The 20,944-nt window shown below is 39.8% G+C and carries 19 protein-coding genes; 9 read left to right on the top strand and 10 right to left on the bottom strand.

Annotated features, from left to right (window positions below):
• Window positions 1-5: 5 nt before the first annotated feature.
• Window positions 6-1,775 carry a class I mannose-6-phosphate isomerase gene (locus D7Z94_RS03925; protein WP_120710207.1) on the bottom strand — a complete coding sequence of 590 codons (1,770 nt, stop codon included), beginning with the start codon at window positions 1,773-1,775 and terminating at the stop codon, window positions 6-8.
• A gap of 131 nt (window positions 1,776-1,906) precedes the next feature.
• Between D7Z94_RS03925 and dinB the strand changes: the two genes are divergently transcribed.
• From dinB to D7Z94_RS03910, 3 genes are all read left to right on the top strand, one after another.
• Complete coding sequence (gene dinB, locus D7Z94_RS03920) at window positions 1,907-3,007, top strand: DNA polymerase IV (RefSeq protein ID WP_120710206.1); 1,101 nt, start codon at window positions 1,907-1,909, stop codon at window positions 3,005-3,007.
• A 77-nt stretch (window positions 3,008-3,084) separates the two neighbouring features.
• Complete coding sequence (locus D7Z94_RS03915) at window positions 3,085-3,648, top strand: TetR/AcrR family transcriptional regulator (RefSeq protein WP_120710205.1); 564 nt, start codon at window positions 3,085-3,087, stop codon at window positions 3,646-3,648.
• A gap of 63 nt (window positions 3,649-3,711) precedes the next feature.
• Window positions 3,712-4,458, top strand: a complete 747-nt coding sequence (locus tag D7Z94_RS03910; protein ID WP_120710204.1) for an SDR family NAD(P)-dependent oxidoreductase — start codon at window positions 3,712-3,714, stop codon at window positions 4,456-4,458.
• A 67-nt stretch (window positions 4,459-4,525) separates the two neighbouring features.
• Here D7Z94_RS03910 and D7Z94_RS03905 read toward each other — a convergent pair whose 3' ends face one another.
• The 3 genes from D7Z94_RS03905 to D7Z94_RS03895 all read right to left on the bottom strand — a co-directional run bounded on the left by D7Z94_RS03905 (window position 4,526) and on the right by D7Z94_RS03895 (window position 6,701).
• Window positions 4,526-4,915 carry a cupredoxin domain-containing protein gene (locus D7Z94_RS03905; protein WP_120710203.1) on the bottom strand — a complete coding sequence of 130 codons (390 nt, stop codon included), beginning with the start codon at window positions 4,913-4,915 and terminating at the stop codon, window positions 4,526-4,528.
• Between the two features lie 83 nt (window positions 4,916-4,998).
• Window positions 4,999-5,547, bottom strand: coding sequence for a carboxymuconolactone decarboxylase family protein (locus D7Z94_RS03900; protein WP_120710202.1), 549 nt, complete (start codon window positions 5,545-5,547; stop codon window positions 4,999-5,001).
• Between the two features lie 305 nt (window positions 5,548-5,852).
• On the bottom strand, window positions 5,853-6,701 hold the full coding sequence (locus D7Z94_RS03895) for a helix-turn-helix domain-containing protein (protein ID WP_120710201.1): 849 nt from the start codon (window positions 6,699-6,701) through the stop codon (window positions 5,853-5,855).
• 203 nt (window positions 6,702-6,904) lie between these two features.
• Here D7Z94_RS03895 and D7Z94_RS03890 point away from each other — a divergent pair, with 203 nt between their 5' ends.
• Window positions 6,905-7,426 (top strand): PAS domain-containing protein, encoded by a 522-nt coding sequence (locus tag D7Z94_RS03890; protein ID WP_120710200.1) that lies wholly within the window; start codon window positions 6,905-6,907, stop codon window positions 7,424-7,426.
• A gap of 74 nt (window positions 7,427-7,500) precedes the next feature.
• On the opposite strand, the gene pyk is transcribed toward D7Z94_RS03890, so the two are convergent.
• The 5 genes from pyk to D7Z94_RS03865 form a co-directional block, all read right to left on the bottom strand.
• Entirely contained in the window at window positions 7,501-8,943 is a 1,443-nt protein-coding gene (gene pyk / locus D7Z94_RS03885) for a pyruvate kinase (protein ID WP_120710199.1), read from the bottom strand.
• 4 nt (window positions 8,944-8,947) lie between these two features.
• Window positions 8,948-9,412, bottom strand: a complete 465-nt coding sequence (locus D7Z94_RS03880) for an IPExxxVDY family protein (RefSeq protein WP_120710198.1) — start codon at window positions 9,410-9,412, stop codon at window positions 8,948-8,950.
• Window positions 9,413-9,505: 93 nt separating this feature from the next.
• Window positions 9,506-10,246 (bottom strand): ribonuclease III, encoded by a 741-nt coding sequence (gene rnc, locus D7Z94_RS03875; protein ID WP_120710197.1) that lies wholly within the window; start codon window positions 10,244-10,246, stop codon window positions 9,506-9,508.
• 8 nt (window positions 10,247-10,254) lie between these two features.
• Window positions 10,255-11,505, bottom strand: a complete 1,251-nt coding sequence (gene fabF / locus D7Z94_RS03870; protein ID WP_120710196.1) for a beta-ketoacyl-ACP synthase II — start codon at window positions 11,503-11,505, stop codon at window positions 10,255-10,257.
• A gap of 133 nt (window positions 11,506-11,638) precedes the next feature.
• A complete protein-coding gene (locus D7Z94_RS03865; protein ID WP_047247024.1) occupies window positions 11,639-11,872 on the bottom strand; it encodes an acyl carrier protein in 234 nt (77 codons plus the stop codon).
• Window positions 11,873-12,035: 163 nt separating this feature from the next.
• Between D7Z94_RS03865 and purN the strand changes: the two genes are divergently transcribed.
• The 4 genes from purN to D7Z94_RS03845 all read left to right on the top strand — a co-directional run bounded on the left by purN (window position 12,036) and on the right by D7Z94_RS03845 (window position 16,232).
• A complete protein-coding gene (gene purN / locus D7Z94_RS03860) occupies window positions 12,036-12,605 on the top strand; it encodes a phosphoribosylglycinamide formyltransferase (protein WP_120710195.1) in 570 nt (189 codons plus the stop codon).
• Complete coding sequence (locus D7Z94_RS03855; protein ID WP_120710194.1) at window positions 12,605-13,240, top strand: ribonuclease H1 domain-containing protein; 636 nt, start codon at window positions 12,605-12,607, stop codon at window positions 13,238-13,240. The genes purN and D7Z94_RS03855 overlap by 1 nt, the downstream gene beginning before the upstream one ends.
• A 122-nt stretch (window positions 13,241-13,362) precedes the next feature.
• Window positions 13,363-14,289: a PfkB family carbohydrate kinase gene (locus D7Z94_RS03850; protein ID WP_120710193.1), complete on the top strand. Its 927-nt coding sequence runs from the start codon at window positions 13,363-13,365 to the stop codon at window positions 14,287-14,289.
• 44 nt (window positions 14,290-14,333) lie between these two features.
• Entirely contained in the window at window positions 14,334-16,232 is a 1,899-nt protein-coding gene (locus tag D7Z94_RS03845) for an amidophosphoribosyltransferase (protein ID WP_120710192.1), read from the top strand.
• 894 nt (window positions 16,233-17,126) lie between these two features.
• On the opposite strand, the gene D7Z94_RS03840 is transcribed toward D7Z94_RS03845, so the two are convergent.
• On the bottom strand, window positions 17,127-17,735 hold the full coding sequence (locus D7Z94_RS03840) for a superoxide dismutase (protein ID WP_120710191.1): 609 nt from the start codon (window positions 17,733-17,735) through the stop codon (window positions 17,127-17,129).
• 115 nt (window positions 17,736-17,850) lie between these two features.
• On the opposite strand from D7Z94_RS03840, the gene D7Z94_RS03835 reads away from it, so the two are divergent.
• Window positions 17,851-20,943, top strand: a complete 3,093-nt coding sequence (locus tag D7Z94_RS03835; RefSeq protein WP_120710190.1) for a UvrD-helicase domain-containing protein — start codon at window positions 17,851-17,853, stop codon at window positions 20,941-20,943.
• The last annotated feature ends 1 nt before the right edge of the window (window position 20,944 follow it).

Genomic DNA, 20,944 nt, shown 5'->3' with positions numbered 1-20,944 from the left:
CGGTTTTAACAGGCCTCGTCCTTTACAAAGGATACGATTACCTTGGCTTTTTTTCTTCCTCTATTAATTAGGGTATAGCTCTCCGTGGCAGCGGGAACTGCAAAAGTCTCCGCGAAATGAAATTTTTGTGGAGGGATATCGCCCCTCTTTAATTCCAAAGCCTCGCCCTCTACCAGCATCAAAACATGACATTGGCCGTTAGTGATAAGGTCTACAGTAGTTTCAAAATCAAACCTATATACATCATAAAAATGAAGGGGATGCGTGGGCAAGTGTATTTTTTCCCAATCCGATCCTGTTTCGACAATAGCAGGTTTGGATATGAGATTTTCGGACACATACCCTCCCTTCTTCTCAAAATCCAGGTTTTGTATGGCCCGTTCAATATTCAAGGGCCTGGGATTGCCATCCATGTCCATACGTTGCCAATCGTACATCTTAAAAGTGAAAATGTAGGGAGTGGCACTGATTTCCAAAACTAGGTTATTGGTTCCGGAACAGTGTACCGTTCCATGTGGAATGAGGAAAAGGTCATGTTTTTTGGACGGAAATTTTTGTACAAAACGATTCACTTCCAAGGTTTCCTTGGTGTTGTAACTATTTTCCAAGGCCTGCTTGAATTCATGTTGATCCACTCCTTCCCGAAATCCCAAATATACTTGGGCCCCTTCTTCGGCATCCAATATATAATAGGTCTCGTCTTGGGTAAAGTTCTCCCCGAATTCCCGCTTGATGTATTCGGGGCTTGGGTGACACTGAACGGAAAGATTTCCCCCTTTGAAAGTATCCAAGAAATCAAACCGGATAGGAAATTCATCCCCAAATCTTTTGACTGCCCTTCCCAATATGTTTTCTTTTTCCTGGTACATCAACATATCAAAGGACACCTCGAGCAAAGTCTCATCGCTTTCAAAAAGAAGGCCGTTTTCGGGAACGATCATTTCAAAGGACCAAGCATAATTAGGTACGTTTTGGTTTAAATTCCGAAATTGATCCTTCATCCATTGGCCGCCCCAGACACCAGGTTCAAACCAGGGTCTTACACGAAAATAGCTTTTGGACATCCTATTCAAGCCCTTGCGCAACTTTTCGCCGCTTATCCATGTGGGTTCTTTGGGACGTTGTTGATCGACCAGAATATCCATTTGGGGCAACAATCTCTTCTTTTCCTGATTCAGTACCACCCAATCCACAAAATAGAAATGCTTGTACATGGGTTTAGCATCTTTGGGGAATGAGAGCCCCAAATTGGTGATGGCCCGGGCCCGCATCCGATATTGCAGCTCGTTCTTAGGTACGTCAAAATACACCAAGAACCCATCCATAAGGGTCAGGGCGGCTCCTGTTCCATAAATAATGTTCAAGTCTGCGTTTTGGTCCCATTCTAAATTGTACAGTTCTTCCTTTTTGTAATAATCTAGAAGTTCAAGATCTGTCCTGTATCCAAAAATAGGGTCGTCCCCTCCCAGAAAAGGACCTACCAGAGATAGTATTTCAGCTTCAGGCTTTAAAAAATCCGCAATGTTGAAAGTAGCGACATTACATCCCTTTTTCTCCAACAGGCTTATTAAGCTCCCGATGACCTCTTCCCAATCCACTCCAATATAACCGTCCAAAATCACTTTCTTCTTAAGGATAAGTTCTTCCGCCAAGGTCTCGTACCCGTTTTGGATGCTTCCGTCCAACAGATGAAAAGAAGGGTATAAGTCGTAAGCCGTATCATCTCTTTTTTCCTTTCTTAGGGGCAATAAGGGTTGAGAGGTATCTCTTTTCATTTGATGGGTCGTGTTTCAAAGGTCAGAACAAAGATATTTATGTCCATATGTTTAAACATATTTATTCTGTTAAATATTCGATATCCCTCCTTAAATGTTGACTTTAGCAAGGAGACCCTTAATTTTGTAATATGTCCGATGAAATTGCTTTGCGAAAAATAATCCATGTGGATATGGATGCTTTTTATGCTTCCGTGGAGCAATTGGATAATCCAGAGCTTAAGGGAAAACCTATTGCCGTTGGCGGAAGTTCCCGAAGAGGCGTTGTGGCAGCAGCCAGTTATGAGGCTCGTAAATTTGGCGTTCGCAGCGCAATGAGCAGTGTATTGGCCAAACGGAATTGTCCAGAACTCATTTTTGTAAAGGCCCGATTCGACCGATACAAGGAAATCTCAAATAGTATCCGTACCATCTTTTTTGAATATACTGACCTGGTAGAGCCGCTTTCCCTAGATGAGGCCTATTTGGATGTTACCCATAATAAAAAGGGGAATCCGTCCGCCACCTTGATCGCCCAAGAAATCCGCCAACGGATTCTTGAGGAAACAGGTTTAACGGCATCAGCTGGAATATCCATAAACAAATTCATCGCCAAGGTAGCCAGTGATATGAACAAGCCCAACGGGCAAAAGACCATAAATCCGGAGGAGGTCATTCAATTTTTGGAGGATTTGGAGATCCGAAAGTTTTACGGGGTAGGCAAGGTTACCGCGGAGAAAATGTACAAGTTGGGAATTTTTACGGGCAAGGACCTCAAACAGAAAACATTGGAGTTCTTGGATTCAAACTTTGGAAAAAGTGGAAGTCACTACTATCATGTGGTACGCGGTATCCATACTAGTGAGGTTAAGCCACACCGTATTCCAAAATCCGTTGGGGCGGAACGCACTTTTAACGAAAACCTGAGTAGCGAAATCTTTATGTTGGAAAAACTGCAGCATATCGCCAATGAATTGGATCGTCGCCTAAAAAAATCCAACCTTGCCGGAAAGACCATCACCCTAAAAATAAAATATAGCGATTTTACCCTTCAGACCCGAAGCAAAACACTTCCTTATTTCATTGCGGATAAGGTATTGATTCTTGAAATGGCAAAGGAACTGTTGTATCAGGAACAGTTACAGAATTCCGTACGTCTGTTGGGCATCTCCCTGGCAAACCTAAATACGGAAAACAAAGAGGCCGAAACCAAAGAAGATGCGGTTTATGTTCAGTTGAAGTTTGATTTTTAGTTGATACAAAACCCTTACCAAATTTTAACTTAGAATCAAAAACAGACAGACTTGTTCATTTTTTATTATATTTGCCTGTGAAGCATTCGGAAATAAAACAACATATCATTAATACGGCGTCCGACCTGTTCTACGCCAATGGCTACAACGCTACGGGTATAAATGAAATTATAGCTAAGGCAGGCATAGCCAAAGCGACCCTATATAACCATTTTAGAACCAAGGACGACATCTGCATCGCCTATCTAAAATACAAACACACCTATTTCATGGTGGCTTTGCGTAATTACATTGAAGGGAAACCTAAAGGGAAATTCCAACTATTGGGAATTTTCGACTTCTTAAAGGAGTTTTATAAGGACCCTTCTTTTAATGGTTGTTGGTGTATTAGAACGATTGCAGAAATCCCAGCAGAAAATGTGGAAATCCGGAATGAAATCCAAAATCAGAAACAAGAGTTATTGTCCTTTTTAAGGGAAGTTGTTACCAAAAACATCCAAAATCTTTCAAATGCAGAGGCCGAAAAAATAACCAATGGATTATATCTATTATATGAAAGTGCCGTTAGTGAAAGCCACTTACACCAAAGTGATTGGCCGATTTTTTCGGCAAGGGACGTGGGAGCTCAATTGATAGCTTAAAAAAATTTAATTTTAAAAAGACAGACCTGTCTGTCTATTATTGATTCTATCTAAATATATATGATGTCAAATTTTCAAAACAAAACAGCAATTGTAGTCGGTGGTACCAGCGGTATAGGCCAAGCAACCACCAAAATCCTAGTCAATGCAGGGGCCATTGTGCATGTAATTGGCCGTAGCGCCAATATACTCTCAGGCACCAAAGGTATTGTTCCCCACAAAGTAGATATAACTAATGGGGAAGAAGTAGATACACTAGTTGCCAAAATAGGCGAAATGCCCGGCCTGGACTATTTGGTAAATGCATCTGGAGTGTTCGGCCCTAAACCTTTTTTGGAACACGACAAAGCGGATTACAATTCCTATCTTGATCTAAACAAAGGGTTTTTCTTTATTACCCAAGCTGCTGCCAAGAAGATGAAAGCCACTGGCGGGGGCTCCATTGTTAATGTGGGTTCCATGTGGGCGAAACAATCCGTTAAGGCAACACCTTCATCGGCCTATTCCATGCAAAAAGCAGGCCTTCATAGTCTTACCCAACATTTAGCCATGGAACTGGCGGATAATCAGATACGGGTTAACGCTGTTTCCCCAGCAGTAGTGCAAACGCCAGTATATGACTCGGTTTTTGGAAGTCGCGAAAAAGCGGAAAAGGCTTTGGAAGGATTTAATGGTTTCCACCCTATAGGAAGAAATGGCAAAGCCGAAGATGTAGCCAAAGTGATTACCTTTTTGCTCTCGGACGATGCGGCCTGGGTAACTGGAGCCATTTGGGACACTGATGGCGGGGTAATGGCAGGCAGGAATTAATACAGTAAAAAGGCCCGATAGGTTTTTAAAAACCTATCGGGCCTACACCACTTAAACCAAACCTAAATTATTGCACGATCAATGTATTGTCCGTTGCCGTTGGGTTCATCGGACAGAAATATACATACTCCCCTTTTTCCAGTACCGTAGGATTAGATTGTTGTTTTTCACCTGTTTTTACCACCTCGGTCACATAGGCAGTCTTGATATGGTTTTCGGGTTTACTGACGTCCATCCCCTTTTTCACCAAAACAAAACCTACATCATGCCCTACTCCTTTATTGGATATTTCAAAGACATAGGTACCTGCAGGAACGGATAATTGTTTTTGGGTGAACTCCCCTGGAGTTTGTTCCAAAGCAATTGTTTTTGTCGACTCTTTCATCATTTTGTCCTGGGCGGTCATTGAAAATACCAAGCCTATTGCAAATACTACTGTTGTGATTATTTTTTTCATGATTTTTTGTTTTTGTCATTCCCAAAAAGGGAATCTTTTGATTATACTTCGTTTTTTTATTCAATATTATTTATGGTCTAAACTTATGCTCCTACTGCTTCAAGTGGTCTTGCAACTGGAAAATCTACAGGTACTTGAGTGGTTTTATGCAAATAATTACTGATTGTTTTATCACCTACCAAAACTATGGTATCGATTAAGTTTTCTTTAGTCCAACCTGCATTGAAGAAATTTTCAATAACCTCCTGGTCCGCACCACCTCTATTCTCGGTGATATTTTTGGCCAAACGGGCCAAGGCGTCCAATTTATTGTCAAATGAAGCGTATCCAGCCCTTAGCTCAAGAATCTGCTCATCTGTAAATCCGTTCATTTTTCCAATGGCCGTATGGGCGGATAAACAATAGATACAGTTATTTACTTCGCTAACCGCTAGATTAACCACCTCTTTTTCTTTAGACTTTAAAGAAGTCTTTGCATTCTGTAATGCCAAATAGTTGCCCAGTGCATTTTCTGAATATGCATAGGTAGCATAAAGGTTGGGCACAAAGCCTACTGCTTTTTCCAAGTTGTCAAAAATAGCCTGATTATTGGCACTTACTTCTTCTCTTTTTGGTACATTAAATTTGCTCATGATTTTAAATTTTTAGGTCACTCTACAAGAATGACAGTTATTACTTATTTATCAATTATTGAATTTTATATGTGGTTTCTCTGCATCACAATAGAAATCGTGATGCTGCTTTTGCTCACAGTGCGTTTTCGCATTTATCATATTCAGCACTGGTTTTTTAGGTCGACGAAATATTTCGATAAGATTGAAAATGGAGGTACGTTTGCTATTCATCTTTTACTATTTTTTAATTATGATACAAAGATGAGACGGAAAAAGGGCCTTCTGTTAGGAAGGATTGCCCGACTACTTGTAGAAATTTCCCTTTATGTGGAAATTGTGTTTATTTCCCTATACTTCGTGGGGGATTGGCCTATCATTTTTTTGAAGAAACGGCTAAAATGGGCCGGGTCGTTGAACCCTAGTTCATAGGCAATCTCTTGATTCTGCTTATCCGTAAAATTGATAAGTCGTTTAGCTTCCAAGGCCAAACGATCCAGAATAATCTGCTGGGGTGATTTTTGATTGTAGATGGCAAATAGGTTGGATAATGTCTTCGGAGACTTATACAGCATGTCTGCATAATCGCTTACCTTTCTTTTGGTTTTGTAATGGGTATCTACCAATACATTGAATTTGCGGATAACATCAACCTGTTCGTTGTCCAATTTTTTGACGATATGTTGTTCCTTGGCCAAACGGGTACAAATAATGATCAAACGTTTCAGCAACATCTGAAGCATATCGCCCTGAATGTTATCCGGTGTGGAAAATTCCTCAACAAATACTTGGTACAACAAATTGAATTTAGGCTTCTGATTCTCTGGGATGGAAACTATGGGGATGTCCTGTGTGCCGAAGAACAAAATTCCATTACAAGAAACCTCTTCATCATGGTCCCGAATGCAATAGAACTCCCGATTAAAAAGAAAAGCGGTAATTGGAATTTCGGCATTTTCATAGGAAACATGTTGAAGGTATGTAATGGTCATCAATTGATCGGGAAGAAGTTCAAAGGGAATTCCATCTACCTCAACTGTAACGGGCTTCTCGTTTTTGTTCCATAGAATACTGATATTCCCCGCACGGGTCGAAAACTGATCTTTTGCATTTTTTATATCATTTGTCAATCCAAAAAGGGAACCTATTTTGGGGTCATGAAACTCAAACTTCATCCTTTGATTTTGTGCTATAATGCACAGTTAGTCCCTTTTTTTTGTTCATCCTTACGAGAGCCAAAGTGCTTTAAAAGAAGTATTTATTAAACAAAAATGTTAATGGCAGTCATAAATTTTTAACCCTTAAAGGGTTTTTGTAGTATTGATTTGAAATTGTTCTTTATCGGTTTTAGGATAAGGTATTTAAGCGTTACTTAAACATGGACGAAATCAAAAATTACGATACGGCGGCGCATAAGTTCTATAACTCTCAAATTATATCCAGTCTACCGCTAATTTCATGGGACTTCCACGCTACACATTTCCAAAAAGTCTGTAAGGACCATGCGGATGTGTTCCAACTTAAAAAGCTGGCCCAAACCAACAAGTGGTCAACCCTTTTGGAATTGGATGACAAATTGATACGACAGGATTATGTTATCGTTGTGACCGATAGCCATTTAAAAATTGTGCACGCCACCCAAAATATCCTGGAAATGAACGGATATATGCCTAAAGAAATTATAGGCAAAAAGCCTAAAATGTTCCAAGGTAAGGATACGTGTACACAGACCTCTGAGGAAATAGGAAGGGCGGTAAGACAACGAAAACCATTTGAGGCCGTAGTGCTGAATTATAGAAAAAATGGTTCCTCTTATAAATGCTGGATAAAAGGGGAACCCATATACGATATATACGGTGAAGTAGTGAACTTCATTGCCTATGAAAAAGAAGTTGCCTAAGTGTAGTTCTGTTCAAATAAAAACCCCAGGAAACCTGTCCTGGGGTTTTTTCTTTTTTACAACCATGGTTTCACTTAAAAACTACACGTTTCAATTTCGGTAACCCGTAATGTATTTACCATTCCCTTGTCCTTAATGGGCATGGCCGCCAAACTAATGAGCATATCTCCGGTATCCAAAAATCCTTTTTGGCAGGCAATTTTGTTTACATCTTCTATGGTCTCGTCAGTAGACACATACTTGTCATAATAGAATGCCTTTACCCCCCATAGTAAATTCAACTGAGTCAAGATTCGCTCGTTGGAGGTAAAGACCAGTATATGGGCACTAGGACGCCAAGCAGAAATCTGAAAAGCGGTATATCCACTGTTTGTCAAGGTAGAAATAGCCTTGGCCTTAATCTCATTGGCCATAATCGCCGCATGGTAGCAGACAGATTTTGTAATATATCGCTTTGTACGTATATGGGGTGGCTCCTGGGGTACTTGTATAAGTTCCGATCCTTCCACACTCTGCAATATGCTGGACATCTTTTGAATTACCTGAACAGGATAGTTGCCCACAGAGGTTTCACCGGAAAGCATTACCGCATCCGCCCCGTCCATAACGGAATTGGCCACATCATTTACTTCTGCCCGGGTCGGGGTAAGGCTGGTTATCATGGTCTCCATCATCTGCGTGGCAATAATCACAGGAATCCGCGCACGCTTGGCCCGTAAAACCAATTGTTTCTGTATTAAGGGAACTTCCTGGGCCGGCACTTCCACCCCAAGATCACCCCTAGCCACCATTAGGCCGTCGCAATAGGAAACAATTTTATCAATATTCTCTACCGCTTCCGGTTTTTCGATTTTGGCAATAATCGGGATTTTATATTCGGAATGTTCCTTAATCAAATTTTGCAGGTCAATTAAATCCTGGCTGAAACGAACGAAAGAAAGTGCTATCCAATCTACCTCTTGGGATACGGCAAAAATGGCGTCTTTAATGTCTTTCTCGGTAAGCGCGGGAAGAGAGATGTTCGTATTCGGCAAATTCACTCCTTTTTTGGATTTTAACGGACCCCCTTGAACCACTTTCGCCTTTACCTCATCCTTTCTGTTCGATGATAGAACCTCAAAAATCAATTTCCCGTCGTCCAACAAAATCCGCTCCCCGGGATTCACATCTTTTGGAAAAGTCTCATAGTTCATGTACACTCTTTCCATGGTGCCTTCAAATGGTTTTCCGGTAACAAAAGTAATTTCGTCTCCAGGGGCCACTACTACTTCACCGGCCATAACACCTACCCTAAGTTTAGGGCCTTGCAAATCCCCAAGTATGGATATGTTGGTGTGAAGCTCTTTGTTCAGTTCCCTTATCATTTGAATACGTTCCTTAACGTCCTCATAATCGGCGTGGGAAAAGTTTATCCTGAAGACATCCACGCCGGCTTCGATCATTTTTTGAAGTACTTCCTTTTTGCTCGTTGCCGGACCTAGAGTGGCTACTATCTTTGTCTTTTTCTTTCCTGGCATTCCCTTAAAAGATTAAGTTCTTTTTAGATTTTAATTTATCGGCCTCTATAGTGTAAGCTGCCATAATCTGTGGTATTGTATTCAAAATCCGAACGATGTTAGCCCCTAAATCAATATCTTCTTGTTCAATTTTGAGAAAGTAATCCACTTCTTTATATTCTGGTAAAAAGTGGTAGGTAACAACGGAGGTTTCATCTTCAAAAAGATTATCCCTTGTCATACTCTCTTCTATTAAGCTACTGTTATTGATCAAATTCCAATATCCATCGTTGACCCGGTCCTTCCACTCAAAAAACGGGAAAGATATATGCTCCATGGTTTCGAGGTCCTTGGAGGTTCTTCTAAAATTGGACTTCAAATGAAAATTTAATTTATATACAAGGGCATAGTCTTCCAAACTGCTATGAACCGCTATTAGTTCGAAGGAATCCTCACATAAATCTTCTGTAATTCTATGTACTGCTACCATGGGTGTACAAAACGTAAATATAGGATTAATAACGAATACAGCCTAAGTTGGGGAGGGCAAAGAATTTTTTAAAAAGAGATTTTGATTTTTCAATTAGTTGCGGTTTTCCATTTTATCCTGTAAGGCGTAATACGCTCTTTTTGAAGCTCTTTCTTCAGCCTTTTTTTTTGATGTGGCCCTAGCTTTTGCCATTACCCTTCCATCAATGGACAGTTTAACCGCAAAATGCTTTAGCGCATCGTTGCCAGTATCTTCATAGACATTATAATTAAAGGTCTTTTTTTGCTTTTGGCACCACTCAATAACAAGGCTTTTATAACTTATTACCTTTCCTTCCAATTGTTCAATATCAACGTAAGGCTCAATAACTCTATCGTTTATAAATTTTTCACAATATTTGTAGCCCCTGTCCAAATAAATGGCTCCTACCAAAGCTTCAAAAACATTCCCGTGAATATTGTCTCCAAAATGGGACTTTGGAATCCTGCTTTCAACAAATTTTATAAGATTCAAATCCTTTCCCAATTCGTTGAGATGTTTTCTACTTACTATTTTTGAACGCATTTTTGTGAGATATCCTTCATCACCTCCCGGAACCTCATTATACAAATACTTTGAAATTATGGTCCCCAACATGGCATCGCCCAGAAACTCCAAACGTTCATAATTGAGTGGGTTCCCATTTTCATCCTTCTTGTTAATGGATCTATGTAAAAAGGCCTTTTTATATACTCCCAGCATCTTGGGCTTAAATCCTAAAATTTTCGTTATCCCCAAAAAAAAATCCCCATCCTCTTTGGAATGGGAATTGAATATATTGGAACGAAAATTCATGTTAGAACTTAACTGATTTTTTTAAAGACCACACAGGCATTATGACCTCCAAATCCGAAGGTATTGCTCATAGCTACATTTACCTCTCGCTTTTGGGCTTTGTTCAATGTTAAATTTAGTTTTGGGTCTATATTTTCATCTACTACACTATGATTTATAGTCGGGGGAACCATACTATTCTCCATGGCCAAGATGGACGCAATAGCTTCTATGGCCCCGGCCGCACCCAACAAATGCCCCGTCATGGACTTTGTTGAATTGATATTTATGTTTGGCGCATGTTCCCCAAATATCTCTGAAATGGCTTTAAGTTCGGCCACATCTCCCAGGGGCGTGGATGTCCCGTGAGTATTTATAGCGTCTATTTCATCGATTTTGAGACCGGCATCATTAAGACAATTTTGCATAACCTTTACCACCCCTATTCCATCGGGATGTGGGGCGGTCATATGATAGGCATCACTGGATAGCCCTCCTCCAACGAGTTCAGCATATATTTTTGCTCCTCGGGCCTTCGCATGTTCGTATTCCTCAAGAACAAGCGCTCCAGCTCCCTCGCCCAATACAAAACCATCCCTGGTTGCATCAAAAGGTCTAGAGGCAGTTTCCGGGCTATCGTTTCTAGTAGATAGGGCATGCATAGCACCAAATCCACCCATACCGGCAATGGTTACGGCAGCTTCGCTTCCCCCAGTAACTATTACATCACAATACCCTAATCGAATGTAATTAAGGGCATCTATCATAGCATTGGCCGAAGAAGCACATGCAGATACCGTCGTATAATTAGGCCCCATAAATCCATGCTTTATGGAGATGTTCCCAGGGGCTATATCCGCAATCATTTTTGGGATGAAAAAGGGATTGAATCTTGGTGTACCGTCACCGGCAGCAAAGTTCATAACCTCATTTTGAAAGGTCTCCAAACCTCCTATTCCCGCTCCCCAAACTACTCCGACACGAAATTTATCTACCACGTCCAAGTCCAATTTTGAGTCGCTTATAGCTTCATCCGAAGAAACAATGGCATACTGTGAAAAACGATCTAGTTTACGTGCCTCTTTCCTATCGAAAAAGTCTTCTGGCTTATATCCTTTAAGTTCACAGGCGAATTTAGTCTTGAACTTTTCGGTATCGTAATAGGTAACCGGTGCCGAACCGCTCTTGCCATTCACCAAGCCCTCCCAATACTCCTTTATATTGTTGCCGATAGGTGTCAACGCACCCAATCCGGTAACCACAACTCGCTTTAATTGCATTGAACCAAATTTTTGTTTTTAGGAAATGGTCTGGATTTCCCCAATCCGTAAGCCAATCGTAAATTAAAAAAATTATCCATGCGATAGGTTTACCACATGGATAATTTCAAATCTTGTTCAAAAAATCATACGATTACTTCGCTTCTTCTATATAGCTTATGGCCTGACCGACCGTTGCAATATTTTCAGCCTGATCGTCAGGGATTTGAATGTCAAATTCTTTTTCGAATTCCATAATTAACTCAACAGTATCCAATGAATCCGCCCCTAAGTCGTTGGTAAAGCTAGCCTCGGATACCACTTCATTTTCATCAACTCCCAATTTATCGACGATGATAGCTTTTACTCTTGATGCAATGTCTGACATAATAATATCGGTTTTAAAAATTTAAATTGTTGGCAAAAATAAAAAACTTTGGTGTAATAATGCCATTTGTGCCCAAAATGTCTCGTAATTTAAGAAATTTAGATGCAAGAATGGTATTTTAGCCGGTAAATAAGCACATCACTTTCTAACGCTAACTTACCCCATGAAAAATATAGTCCTGTTTGCCTCGGGTTCCGGTTCAAATGTGGAAAACATTGTACAATATTTTAAATTCAATCCGAAAGTTACGATAACGGCGGTACTTTCCAATAATAAGGATGCCAAGGTTCTGGAAAGATGTAATAAACTAAATATTGGCGCCTTGTATTTTAATAGGAGTTCTTTTTATGAAAAAGGTCTAGTTCGTAAAATTCTAAGGACATTAAGTCCAGATCTTATTGTATTGGCCGGATTTTTATGGAGGATGCCGCAGGAATTGATTCAAGATTTTCCAGATAAAATTATTAACATTCACCCTGCATTATTGCCCAAATATGGGGGAAAAGGTATGTACGGGAATCATGTGCACCAGGCGGTCAAGGACAATATGGAGACCGAAACCGGGATAACGATACATTTTGTGAACGAAAATTATGATGAAGGGGCCATTATATATCAGGCTAAGACCCGTATATCCCCAGAAGATACTGTCCAGGCCATAGCTAACAAAGTACAAGCACTGGAGTATGAGTACTTTCCAAAAATTATCGAGAAACTTCTTAATGAAGGGTAATGGCCAAAAAAAAGAAATTTTATACGGTCTGGAAAGGGAAAAGACCAGGTATCTACACCACTTGGGAAGAGTGTAAAGAGGCCATATCAGGTTATAAGGGGGCACAATATAAATCCTTCCCCAGCTTAAAGGCTGCCCAAGATGCCTATAATGATTCTTATGAGATACACAAAGGCACAAAGAAGGATAGTAAAGGGCTTACCCCACAACAACTTCTTAAAATTGGAAGTCCCAATTACCACTCTATTTCTGTTGATGCGGCATCCAGCGGTAACCCAGGGGTTATGGAATACCAAGGCGTGGATACCAAAACGGGTAAAAAACTATTTAGACAAGGTCCTTTTGTGGAAGGAACCAACAACATTGGGGAATTTTTGGCCATTGTACATGGGTTGGCATTTTTAAAGGAGCGTAGAAGTAATCGCCTCATTTACTCGGACTCCAGAACCGCAATCAGTTGGGTTCGGAGGAAAAGCTGTAATACCCAATTGAAAGAGACCGAAAAGAACAAACCACTTTTTGACCTTATCCGCCGTGCGGTCTCCTGGTTGAAAAGCAATTCCTACAGTACTCCTATCGTAAAATGGGAAACCAAGGCTTGGGGCGAAATCCCAGCCGATTTTGGCAGAAAGTAAGGCTCTTCCCACATTCCAAAAGACCAGTGCCATCCATTTGAAGAGTTTTAATAACTTGATTTGTCACACACTCGCTATTAGCATTTCAAAACCGTATATTTGCAGCAAATTTTAAATGTTAAATGGGTAAACTCCTGATTGTTGGAACGGTCGCCTTTGATGCCATTGAAACACCATTCGGAAAAACAGATAAAATCTTAGGCGGAGCTGCGACTTTCATTGGCCTAGCGGCATCACAGTTTAATGTAAACTCGGCCATTGTTTCCGTAGTAGGCGATGATATGCCCCAAGAATATCTGGATATCCTTTCCGGAAAAGGTATCGACCTTTCAGGACTGGAAATTGTTAAGGGCGGAAAGACATTTTATTGGAAAGGCAAATATCATAATGACCTTAATGCAAGGGACACCCTCATAACGGAGTTGAATACGTTAGCCGATTTTAATCCCATTGTCCCCAATGATTACAGGAATTCTGAGGTTGTCATGTTGGGCAATCTGCACCCTAATATCCAAATCAGCGTAATAAACCAAATGACAAAACGACCAAACCTAATCGTTTTGGATACGATGAATTTTTGGATGGACAATGCATTGCAAGAATTATTGGAAGCAATTAAAATGATCGATGTCCTCACCATTAACGATGAGGAGGCCAGACAACTTACAAACGAACACTCTTTGGTAAAGGCAGCCGAGGAAATACAGAAAATGGGACCAAAGTATGTAGTCATAAAAAAGGGAGAACATGGTGCTCTCTTATTCTGTAAGGACAATGTGTTTTATGCCCCCGCCCTTCCACTAGAGGAGGTTTTTGATCCTACAGGGGCCGGTGACACCTTTGCAGGAGGATTTTCGGGCTACTTAGCTGCAACGGGGAATACTTCCTTCAATAGTATTAAAAATGCTGTTATCCATGGTTCCAATCTAGCTTCGTTCTGTGTTGAGCGTTTTGGAACGGAACGGATGCAGGACTTGGAAAAGGCAGAGGTGAGCAAAAGGTTACATCAATTTAAAGCCCTGACACAATTTGAAATCGAATTACAATGAGTACATGCCCTGATAAATCAGGGCTTTTTTAATTTAAAAGTAAAATGAGCGACGCTATCAAACATGAGTGTGGGATTTCCGTAATACGCCTGTTGAAGCCCTTGGAATACTATCATAAAAAATACGGTACAGCCTTTTATGGGGTAAATAAAATGTACCTAATGATGGAGAAGCAACATAACCGAGGGCAGGATGGGGCAGGTTTTGCCAGTATTAAATTGGATATGGCGGCCGGGGAAAGGTATATGAGCAGGGTGCGATCCATAGAACAGCAACCCATACAGGATATCTTTGCACAAATTACAAATCGTATTAATTCGGCTTTCAAAGCACATCCCGAGGAGGTTGATAATGTTGCCTGGCAAAAAAAGAACATCCCCTATGTAGGGGAACTTTTATTGGGCCATGTACGTTATGGAACTTTTGGCAAAAACAGTATAGAAAGCGTACATCCTTTTTTGAGGCAGAATAACTGGATGCACCGTAATCTAATAGTGGCAGGGAATTTTAACATGACCAATGTACATGAGCTATTTGATAATTTGGTGCAATTGGGACAGCATCCCAAGGAAATGGCGGATACGATAACCGTTATGGAAAAAATAGGTCACTTTTTGGATGATGCCGTCGCCAAGCTTTATAAACAAATTAAAAAAGAGGGATATACAAAACAGGAGGCCTCTCCGTTGATCGCTGAACGATTACGAGTTTCCAAGATTTTAAAACGTGCCGCAAAAAATTGGGATGGTGGTTACGCCATGGCGGGGTTGTTAGGCCATGGGGATGCATTTGTACTGCGAGATCCCGCAGGAATTCGTCCTACCTATTATTATAAAGATGATGAAGTTGTTGTGGTAGCATCGGAACGGCCCGCCATACAGACCGTCTTCAATGTAAGTTATGAAGATGTGAAGGAGCTTGAACCAGGGCATGCCATTATTATAAAAAAGAACGGGGTTTCCGATATAAAGGAAATACTTGAACCAACAGAAAGAAAAGCCTGTTCTTTTGAACGCATTTATTTTTCCAGGGGAAGTGACAAGGAAATATACCAAGAACGCAAAGAATTAGGGGAAAAAATCTTCCCACAAATTTTGACCGCCATTGACGGTAATATCAAAAAAACGGTATTCTCCTATATACCAAATACTGCCGAAACCTCATTTCTGGGGATGGTTAAAGAAGCCCAAAATTATCTTAACAAAAAAAAGGAAGAACAAATTTTGTCCATAGGCAGCAAAATAACAAGTGAGCAGCTGCATGAAATTTTGGAAGTAAGGCCAAGGATCGAGAAAGTAGCAATCAAAGACGCAAAGTTAAGAACCTTTATTACCCAAGACAGTAGCAGAGACGATCTTGTGACCCACGTCTACGACATCACCTATGGTTCGGTTAAAAAAGGGGACAACCTTGTTATTATAGATGATAGCATTGTGAGGGGCACAACTTTAAAAAAGAGTATCCTAAGAATTTTAGATCGTTTATCTCCCAAAAAAATAATTGTAGTTTCCTCGGCCCCTCAAATCAGGTATCCCGATTGTTATGGAATCGATATGGCAAAATTAGAGGATTTCATTGCATTTCGTGCGGCCCTGGCACTACATAATGAAAATGGAAGCTACTCTGTTGTAGAAGATATATATAGGAAATGTGTTGATCAATTACAAACCAAGGATAAGGACGTCATCAATTATGTGAAAGAATTCTATGCGCCATTTACGGCTGAAGAGATATCCTATAAAATTGGGCAACTATTAAGCCCCAAAGATATTAGGTCTGAAGTACAGATTATATACCAGACTATTGAAAGCCTCCACGAAGCTTGTCCCAAAAATTTAGGCGATTGGTATTTCACCGGTAACTATCCCACCCCTGGAGGGAATAGGGTAGTAAATAAGGCATTTATTAACTTTTTTGAAGGTAAGAACCAAAGAGCTTACTAAGTGCTTTTATCGATGAAACGCACAAATTTGTGCATTTCATCGATCATTGTTGCCTTTCGTCGGGTTTATGGTCTATAAGGAGTACAGCCAACCTATTTTAGGTCTGCCATAGCATAAGTAGGTTAAGTTCATGGTAAGATTTGGGGCAAAAAAGGTGGAGGCTTCTCCACCTTTTTTATTTGGGGCAAATGTATTTTGTATTCCTTTTCTTCTAATTTAATAGGACAATAACCTCTACGAAGTATTTCAACCAAGGATAAGGGCGTTCATCCAAAACCTTTTTCAAAATAGAATCCTTGCACTATGTTTGGAGGACCATAGCATAAGTAGGTTAAGTTCATGGTAAGATTTGGGGAAAAAGGCGGAGCTGAGCTCCGCCTTTTTATTTACACCCAAATTTTTAGTTGTATTTCCTTTCTCCCATTATTTAATCGGATAATGTGCTTAAGGAAGCATTTCATCCAAGGATAAGGACGTTCATCCAAAACCTTTTTCAAAATAGAATCCTTGCACTATGTTTGGAGGACCATAGCATAAGTAGGTTAAGTTCATGGTAAGATTTGGGGAAAAATGGCGGAGCTGAGCTCCGCCATTTTTATTGCTGACAGTCAAGTATTTAACAAGGTTTAACCCACTTTTATCTGTATTAATCCATGTTCTTTCGGTTTAAATCCCTTAAAATTTCTTAAAATTTCTTTTTTATTTCCCACAATACCAGTAATTTAGTATTGCCATAGCATAAGTAGGTTAAGTTTATGGTAAGATTTGGGACGAAAAGGGTGGAGGCTTCTCCACCCTTTTCTATTTTAAAAAGACCATAAAAAAATCCCGCGAAAACGCGGGATTCCATAACTTAGGATTAACTCCAACCCCCAATCTATCTAATGTCATCCGCTAACTATTGGACGCATACAGCTCGCTTACTTTTTCCCAATTGATTACATTAAAAAATGCGTTGATATAATCAGGTCTCCTGTTCTGATAATTCAAATAATAGGCATGCTCCCAAACATCCAATCCTAAAATAGGATAACCATCACAGCCCGCTTCCGGCATCAACGGATTATCTTGGTTAGGGGTGGAGCAAACCTTCAACTCTCCTCCCGGATGTACACATAGCCAAGCCCAGCCCGATCCGAACCTTGATCCCGCAGCACCGCTAAATTCGTCCTTGAAGCCATCGAAAGAACCAAAGGCACTTTCTATCGCGTTTGCCAATTCCCCGGATGGGGCTCCCCCTCCATTGGGCGACATAATTTCCCAAAACAACGCATGGTTATAATATCCTCCGCCATTATTTCGAACAGCAGAATTGGACATGTCCAATTCTTTAAGAATGTCCTCAATGCTCTTATTTTCAAGATTACTCCCCTCTATCGCCCCGTTCAATTTTGTAGTATAGCCATTATGGTGTTTTGTATGGTGGATTTCCATGGTCCTGGCATCAATATGTGGTTCCAATGCGTCGTAGGCATAAGGTAATTTAGGTAGTTCAAAAGCCATTTTTTATAGTGTTTTTAGTTAATAAATATTGCAACTCAAATTTACATTTTTTAACAAACATATTCCCATAATTATTTGTTAAGAACCATTTCAGATTCCGTATTTTGCAATTGGAATGTCGAATACTTCTTTCAAAATATATAACGCTTCCGCAGGGTCAGGCAAAACGTATGCTCTTACAAGGGAGTATTTAAAAATTGCCCTTTCCTCACCCAAAAGTTTCAAGAAGATTTTAGCCATTACATTTACCAATAAAGCGGTTAACGAAATGAAAAACCGTATTTTGGATAACCTATTTGATTTTAGTCGCACAACGGATTTAAAAAAGGCAGCCCCATTGTTTTTGGATGTTATGGGCGGTCTGAAATTAAGTCAGGAGACCTTACGAAATCGTTCAAGGCTCACACTTAAGGACATACTTCATAATTATGCCTTTTTTAATGTTTCCACTATAGATAAATTCACGCACCGTCTGATTCGGACTTTTGCCCGGGATTTAAAATTGCCCCAGAATTTTGAAGTGATTTTGGACAACGACATTGTCCTAAGTGAGGCGGTAGATCGTCTTATTGATAAAGCAGGGAACGAGAAACAATTGACCCAGGTACTCATTGAATTTGCACTTGAAAAAATAGACGATAATAAGAGTTGGGATATAGTCTTTGACCTTAACAAAATAGGAACACTTCTGTTTAACGAGACCCATGCCCATTACATAAAAAATCTGGAAAACAGAACCTTGGACGATTTTACGGCGTTAAAAAAGCATATTCGTTCTGAAATCAAATCACTGGAAAAGAAGGCGGTGTTATTGGCATACGATGCTTTGGAAATAATCAATGCTTCAGGATTGGAAGCCCGTGACTTCCCAAGGGAAACGCTGCCCAATCATTTTAAAAAAATCAGCGAATCGGAATTTAATCTTTACAAGCTCTACAACAATAAATTGGAAGACTCCCTTTTGGAGGGAAAAATATTGAAGTCTGGTATTGAGCTTCCCTCACTGGAATTTGCTACAAATCTTCTTACTGTATACCTTGGAATAAAAGAAATCCTGTACCATAGGGCGTTTCTAAGAAATGTTTATGCAAACATAGTTCCCCTAACCTTGCTAAATGCCATTCATCGGGAAGTGCAAAACATCCAAACGGAACATGATCAATTGTCCATTTCTGAGTTTAATTCCATAATATCCAAGGAAATTAAAAATCAACCTGCCCCTTTTATCTATGAACGCTTGGGGGAAAAGTATCGTCATTACTTTATTGATGAATTCCAGGATACATCAGAAATGCAATGGAACAACCTCACTCCTCTTATAGACAATGCCCTGGCCAGTGAAAGTGGATCCCTCTTCTTGGTAGGGGATGCCAAACAGGCCATATACCGTTGGCGGGGAGGTAAAGCGGAACAGTTTCTGAACCTTATGAATTTAACCGTCAATCCATTTGTCATTTCTCCAACTATAGAGACCCTCCCTAAAAATTACCGCAGTTTTGAGGAAATTGTAAAGTTCAATAATTCCTTTTTTAAAAGTACAAGCCCTTTTCTTAACAACAAAATGTATAACATCCTATTTGAAAAGGGCAACGAACAGGAGTTCAATACACAAAATGAAGGCTTGGTCAAAATCACTTTTTTGGAAAATGGAGTAGACCAGAACCTTGACGAGTTATATTGTCATAAAGTTTTTGAACACATTGGGGAATTATTGGAAAAGGAATATCGATTTGAGGATATCTGTATTCTTACCCGTAAAAGAAAGCACGGGATTCTTTTGTCGGACTTTTTGATGCGCCAAAATATTCCTATCGTCTCATCAGAAACCTTATTACTCAAAAAAAGTCCTAAAGTAGATTTTCTTATAAACCTTCTTACCTACGCCAATCAACCAGGGGATTTGGAAACGAGTTATCAAATCCTAAATTTTCTAGTCGGCGATATACATGGGAAACATTCCTTTATAGTAACTCATTTAGAAAATCCCACATCCTTATTACAAGAGGAATACGATTTTAATCCGGAGGAGCTGAATAGATTATCGGTTTACGATAGCTTGGAATACGCGATAAGGCAGTTTCGCCTAGCAGAAAAATCGGATGCCTATTTGGTGAATCTGTTGGATTTTGCCTTGGAAACAGAGCATAAGGAAGAAGGTGGTATATCGGCTTTTTTATCACATTGGGAAAAGAAGAAGGAAAAGTTAAGCATAACACCTCCCACGGCTTACAATGCCGTACAGATAATGACCATACATAAGGCCAAAGGACTGGAATTCCCCATTGTAATTTTTCCATATGCCAATTCCTATATATATGAAGAGATAGACCCCAAACTATGGTTGTCTGTGAAAAAGGATCGCTTTTGCGATTTTTCAGAGGTTTTGATCAGTAAGAAAAAAGAAATGGGCGGATACGGTAAAATGGGCGCTGAATTATTCGATGAAGAACAATACAAATTGGAATTGGATGCCTTTAACATATTATATGTAGCCCTTACCCGTGCCATTAAAGGTTTATATATTATCTCGGAAAAGGATTTAACTTCAAAAGGCGGCCATAAAACAGATAGGTATTCCGGGCTATTTATCCATTTTTTAAAAGAAAAAGGAATATGGCAGGAAAACAATTCGCAATACCTATTTGGTACCCTGCCATCGCCATCGCCCAAAAGTAGCTCACAACATTTGGAAGAGAATATCCCTTACACCTATTCATTCAAAGATAGGACAGGTTTTCAAATCTTATCCAAATCTGGTATGCTATGGGATACAGAAAGAGAAGCAGCCATTTTAAAAGGGAACCTTATACATTATATATTAGGCAAAATTGAAACACCGGAAGATTTGGAAGTTACTTTTGATCATTTGATCCAAAATGGGGACATTGAAGGGAACGAAACCAATTTACTAAAGGCCATAATCCATAAGATTATCTACCACCCAAAATTGCTAGACTATTATAGCAAGGGAAACATCATAAAGAACGAGAAGGATATCATTTCAAAAGATGGCATAATCTTGAGGCCAGATAGAGTGGTGCTTAAGGATAACAAAGCCACCATAATAGATTATAAAACCGGGAAGAAGAATACTAAGCATCATGAACAACTATATATGTATGCGGATACCTTGGAGCTTATGGGATATGATGTTGAAAATAAAATCATTGTATACATTGAAAAAGAAGTAAACCCAGAATTCATTTAGA

The organism is Ulvibacterium marinum, assembly GCF_003626755.1.
In the GTDB taxonomy this organism is placed as follows: Bacteria; Bacteroidota; Bacteroidia; order Flavobacteriales; family Flavobacteriaceae; genus Ulvibacterium; species Ulvibacterium marinum.
This window is presented reverse-complemented; position numbering and strand designations above follow the sequence as displayed.

Excerpts from the sequence above, each read along its gene's own strand:
- D7Z94_RS03925 (WP_120710207.1), bottom strand. The coding sequence starts at position 1,775 with ATGAAAAGAGATACCTCTCAACCCTTATTGCCCCTAAGAAAGGAAAAA.
- dinB (WP_120710206.1), top strand. The coding sequence starts at position 1,907 with ATGTCCGATGAAATTGCTTTGCGAAAAATAATCCATGTGGATATGGAT.
- D7Z94_RS03910 (WP_120710204.1), top strand. The coding sequence starts at position 3,712 with ATGTCAAATTTTCAAAACAAAACAGCAATTGTAGTCGGTGGTACCAGC.
- D7Z94_RS03905 (WP_120710203.1), bottom strand. The coding sequence starts at position 4,915 with ATGAAAAAAATAATCACAACAGTAGTATTTGCAATAGGCTTGGTATTT.
- D7Z94_RS03900 (WP_120710202.1), bottom strand. The coding sequence starts at position 5,547 with ATGAGCAAATTTAATGTACCAAAAAGAGAAGAAGTAAGTGCCAATAAT.
- D7Z94_RS03895 (WP_120710201.1), bottom strand. The coding sequence starts at position 6,701 with ATGAAGTTTGAGTTTCATGACCCCAAAATAGGTTCCCTTTTTGGATTG.
- D7Z94_RS03890 (WP_120710200.1), top strand. The coding sequence starts at position 6,905 with ATGGACGAAATCAAAAATTACGATACGGCGGCGCATAAGTTCTATAAC.
- pyk (WP_120710199.1), bottom strand. The coding sequence starts at position 8,943 with ATGCCAGGAAAGAAAAAGACAAAGATAGTAGCCACTCTAGGTCCGGCA.
- D7Z94_RS03880 (WP_120710198.1), bottom strand. The coding sequence starts at position 9,412 with ATGGTAGCAGTACATAGAATTACAGAAGATTTATGTGAGGATTCCTTC.
- rnc (WP_120710197.1), bottom strand. The coding sequence starts at position 10,246 with ATGAATTTTCGTTCCAATATATTCAATTCCCATTCCAAAGAGGATGGG.
- fabF (WP_120710196.1), bottom strand. The coding sequence starts at position 11,505 with ATGCAATTAAAGCGAGTTGTGGTTACCGGATTGGGTGCGTTGACACCT.
- D7Z94_RS03865 (WP_047247024.1), bottom strand. The coding sequence starts at position 11,872 with ATGTCAGACATTGCATCAAGAGTAAAAGCTATCATCGTCGATAAATTG.
- purN (WP_120710195.1), top strand. The coding sequence starts at position 12,036 with ATGAAAAATATAGTCCTGTTTGCCTCGGGTTCCGGTTCAAATGTGGAA.
- D7Z94_RS03855 (WP_120710194.1), top strand. The coding sequence starts at position 12,605 with ATGGCCAAAAAAAAGAAATTTTATACGGTCTGGAAAGGGAAAAGACCA.
- D7Z94_RS03850 (WP_120710193.1), top strand. The coding sequence starts at position 13,363 with ATGGGTAAACTCCTGATTGTTGGAACGGTCGCCTTTGATGCCATTGAA.
- D7Z94_RS03845 (WP_120710192.1), top strand. The coding sequence starts at position 14,334 with ATGAGCGACGCTATCAAACATGAGTGTGGGATTTCCGTAATACGCCTG.
- D7Z94_RS03840 (WP_120710191.1), bottom strand. The coding sequence starts at position 17,735 with ATGGCTTTTGAACTACCTAAATTACCTTATGCCTACGACGCATTGGAA.
- D7Z94_RS03835 (WP_120710190.1), top strand. The coding sequence starts at position 17,851 with ATGTCGAATACTTCTTTCAAAATATATAACGCTTCCGCAGGGTCAGGC.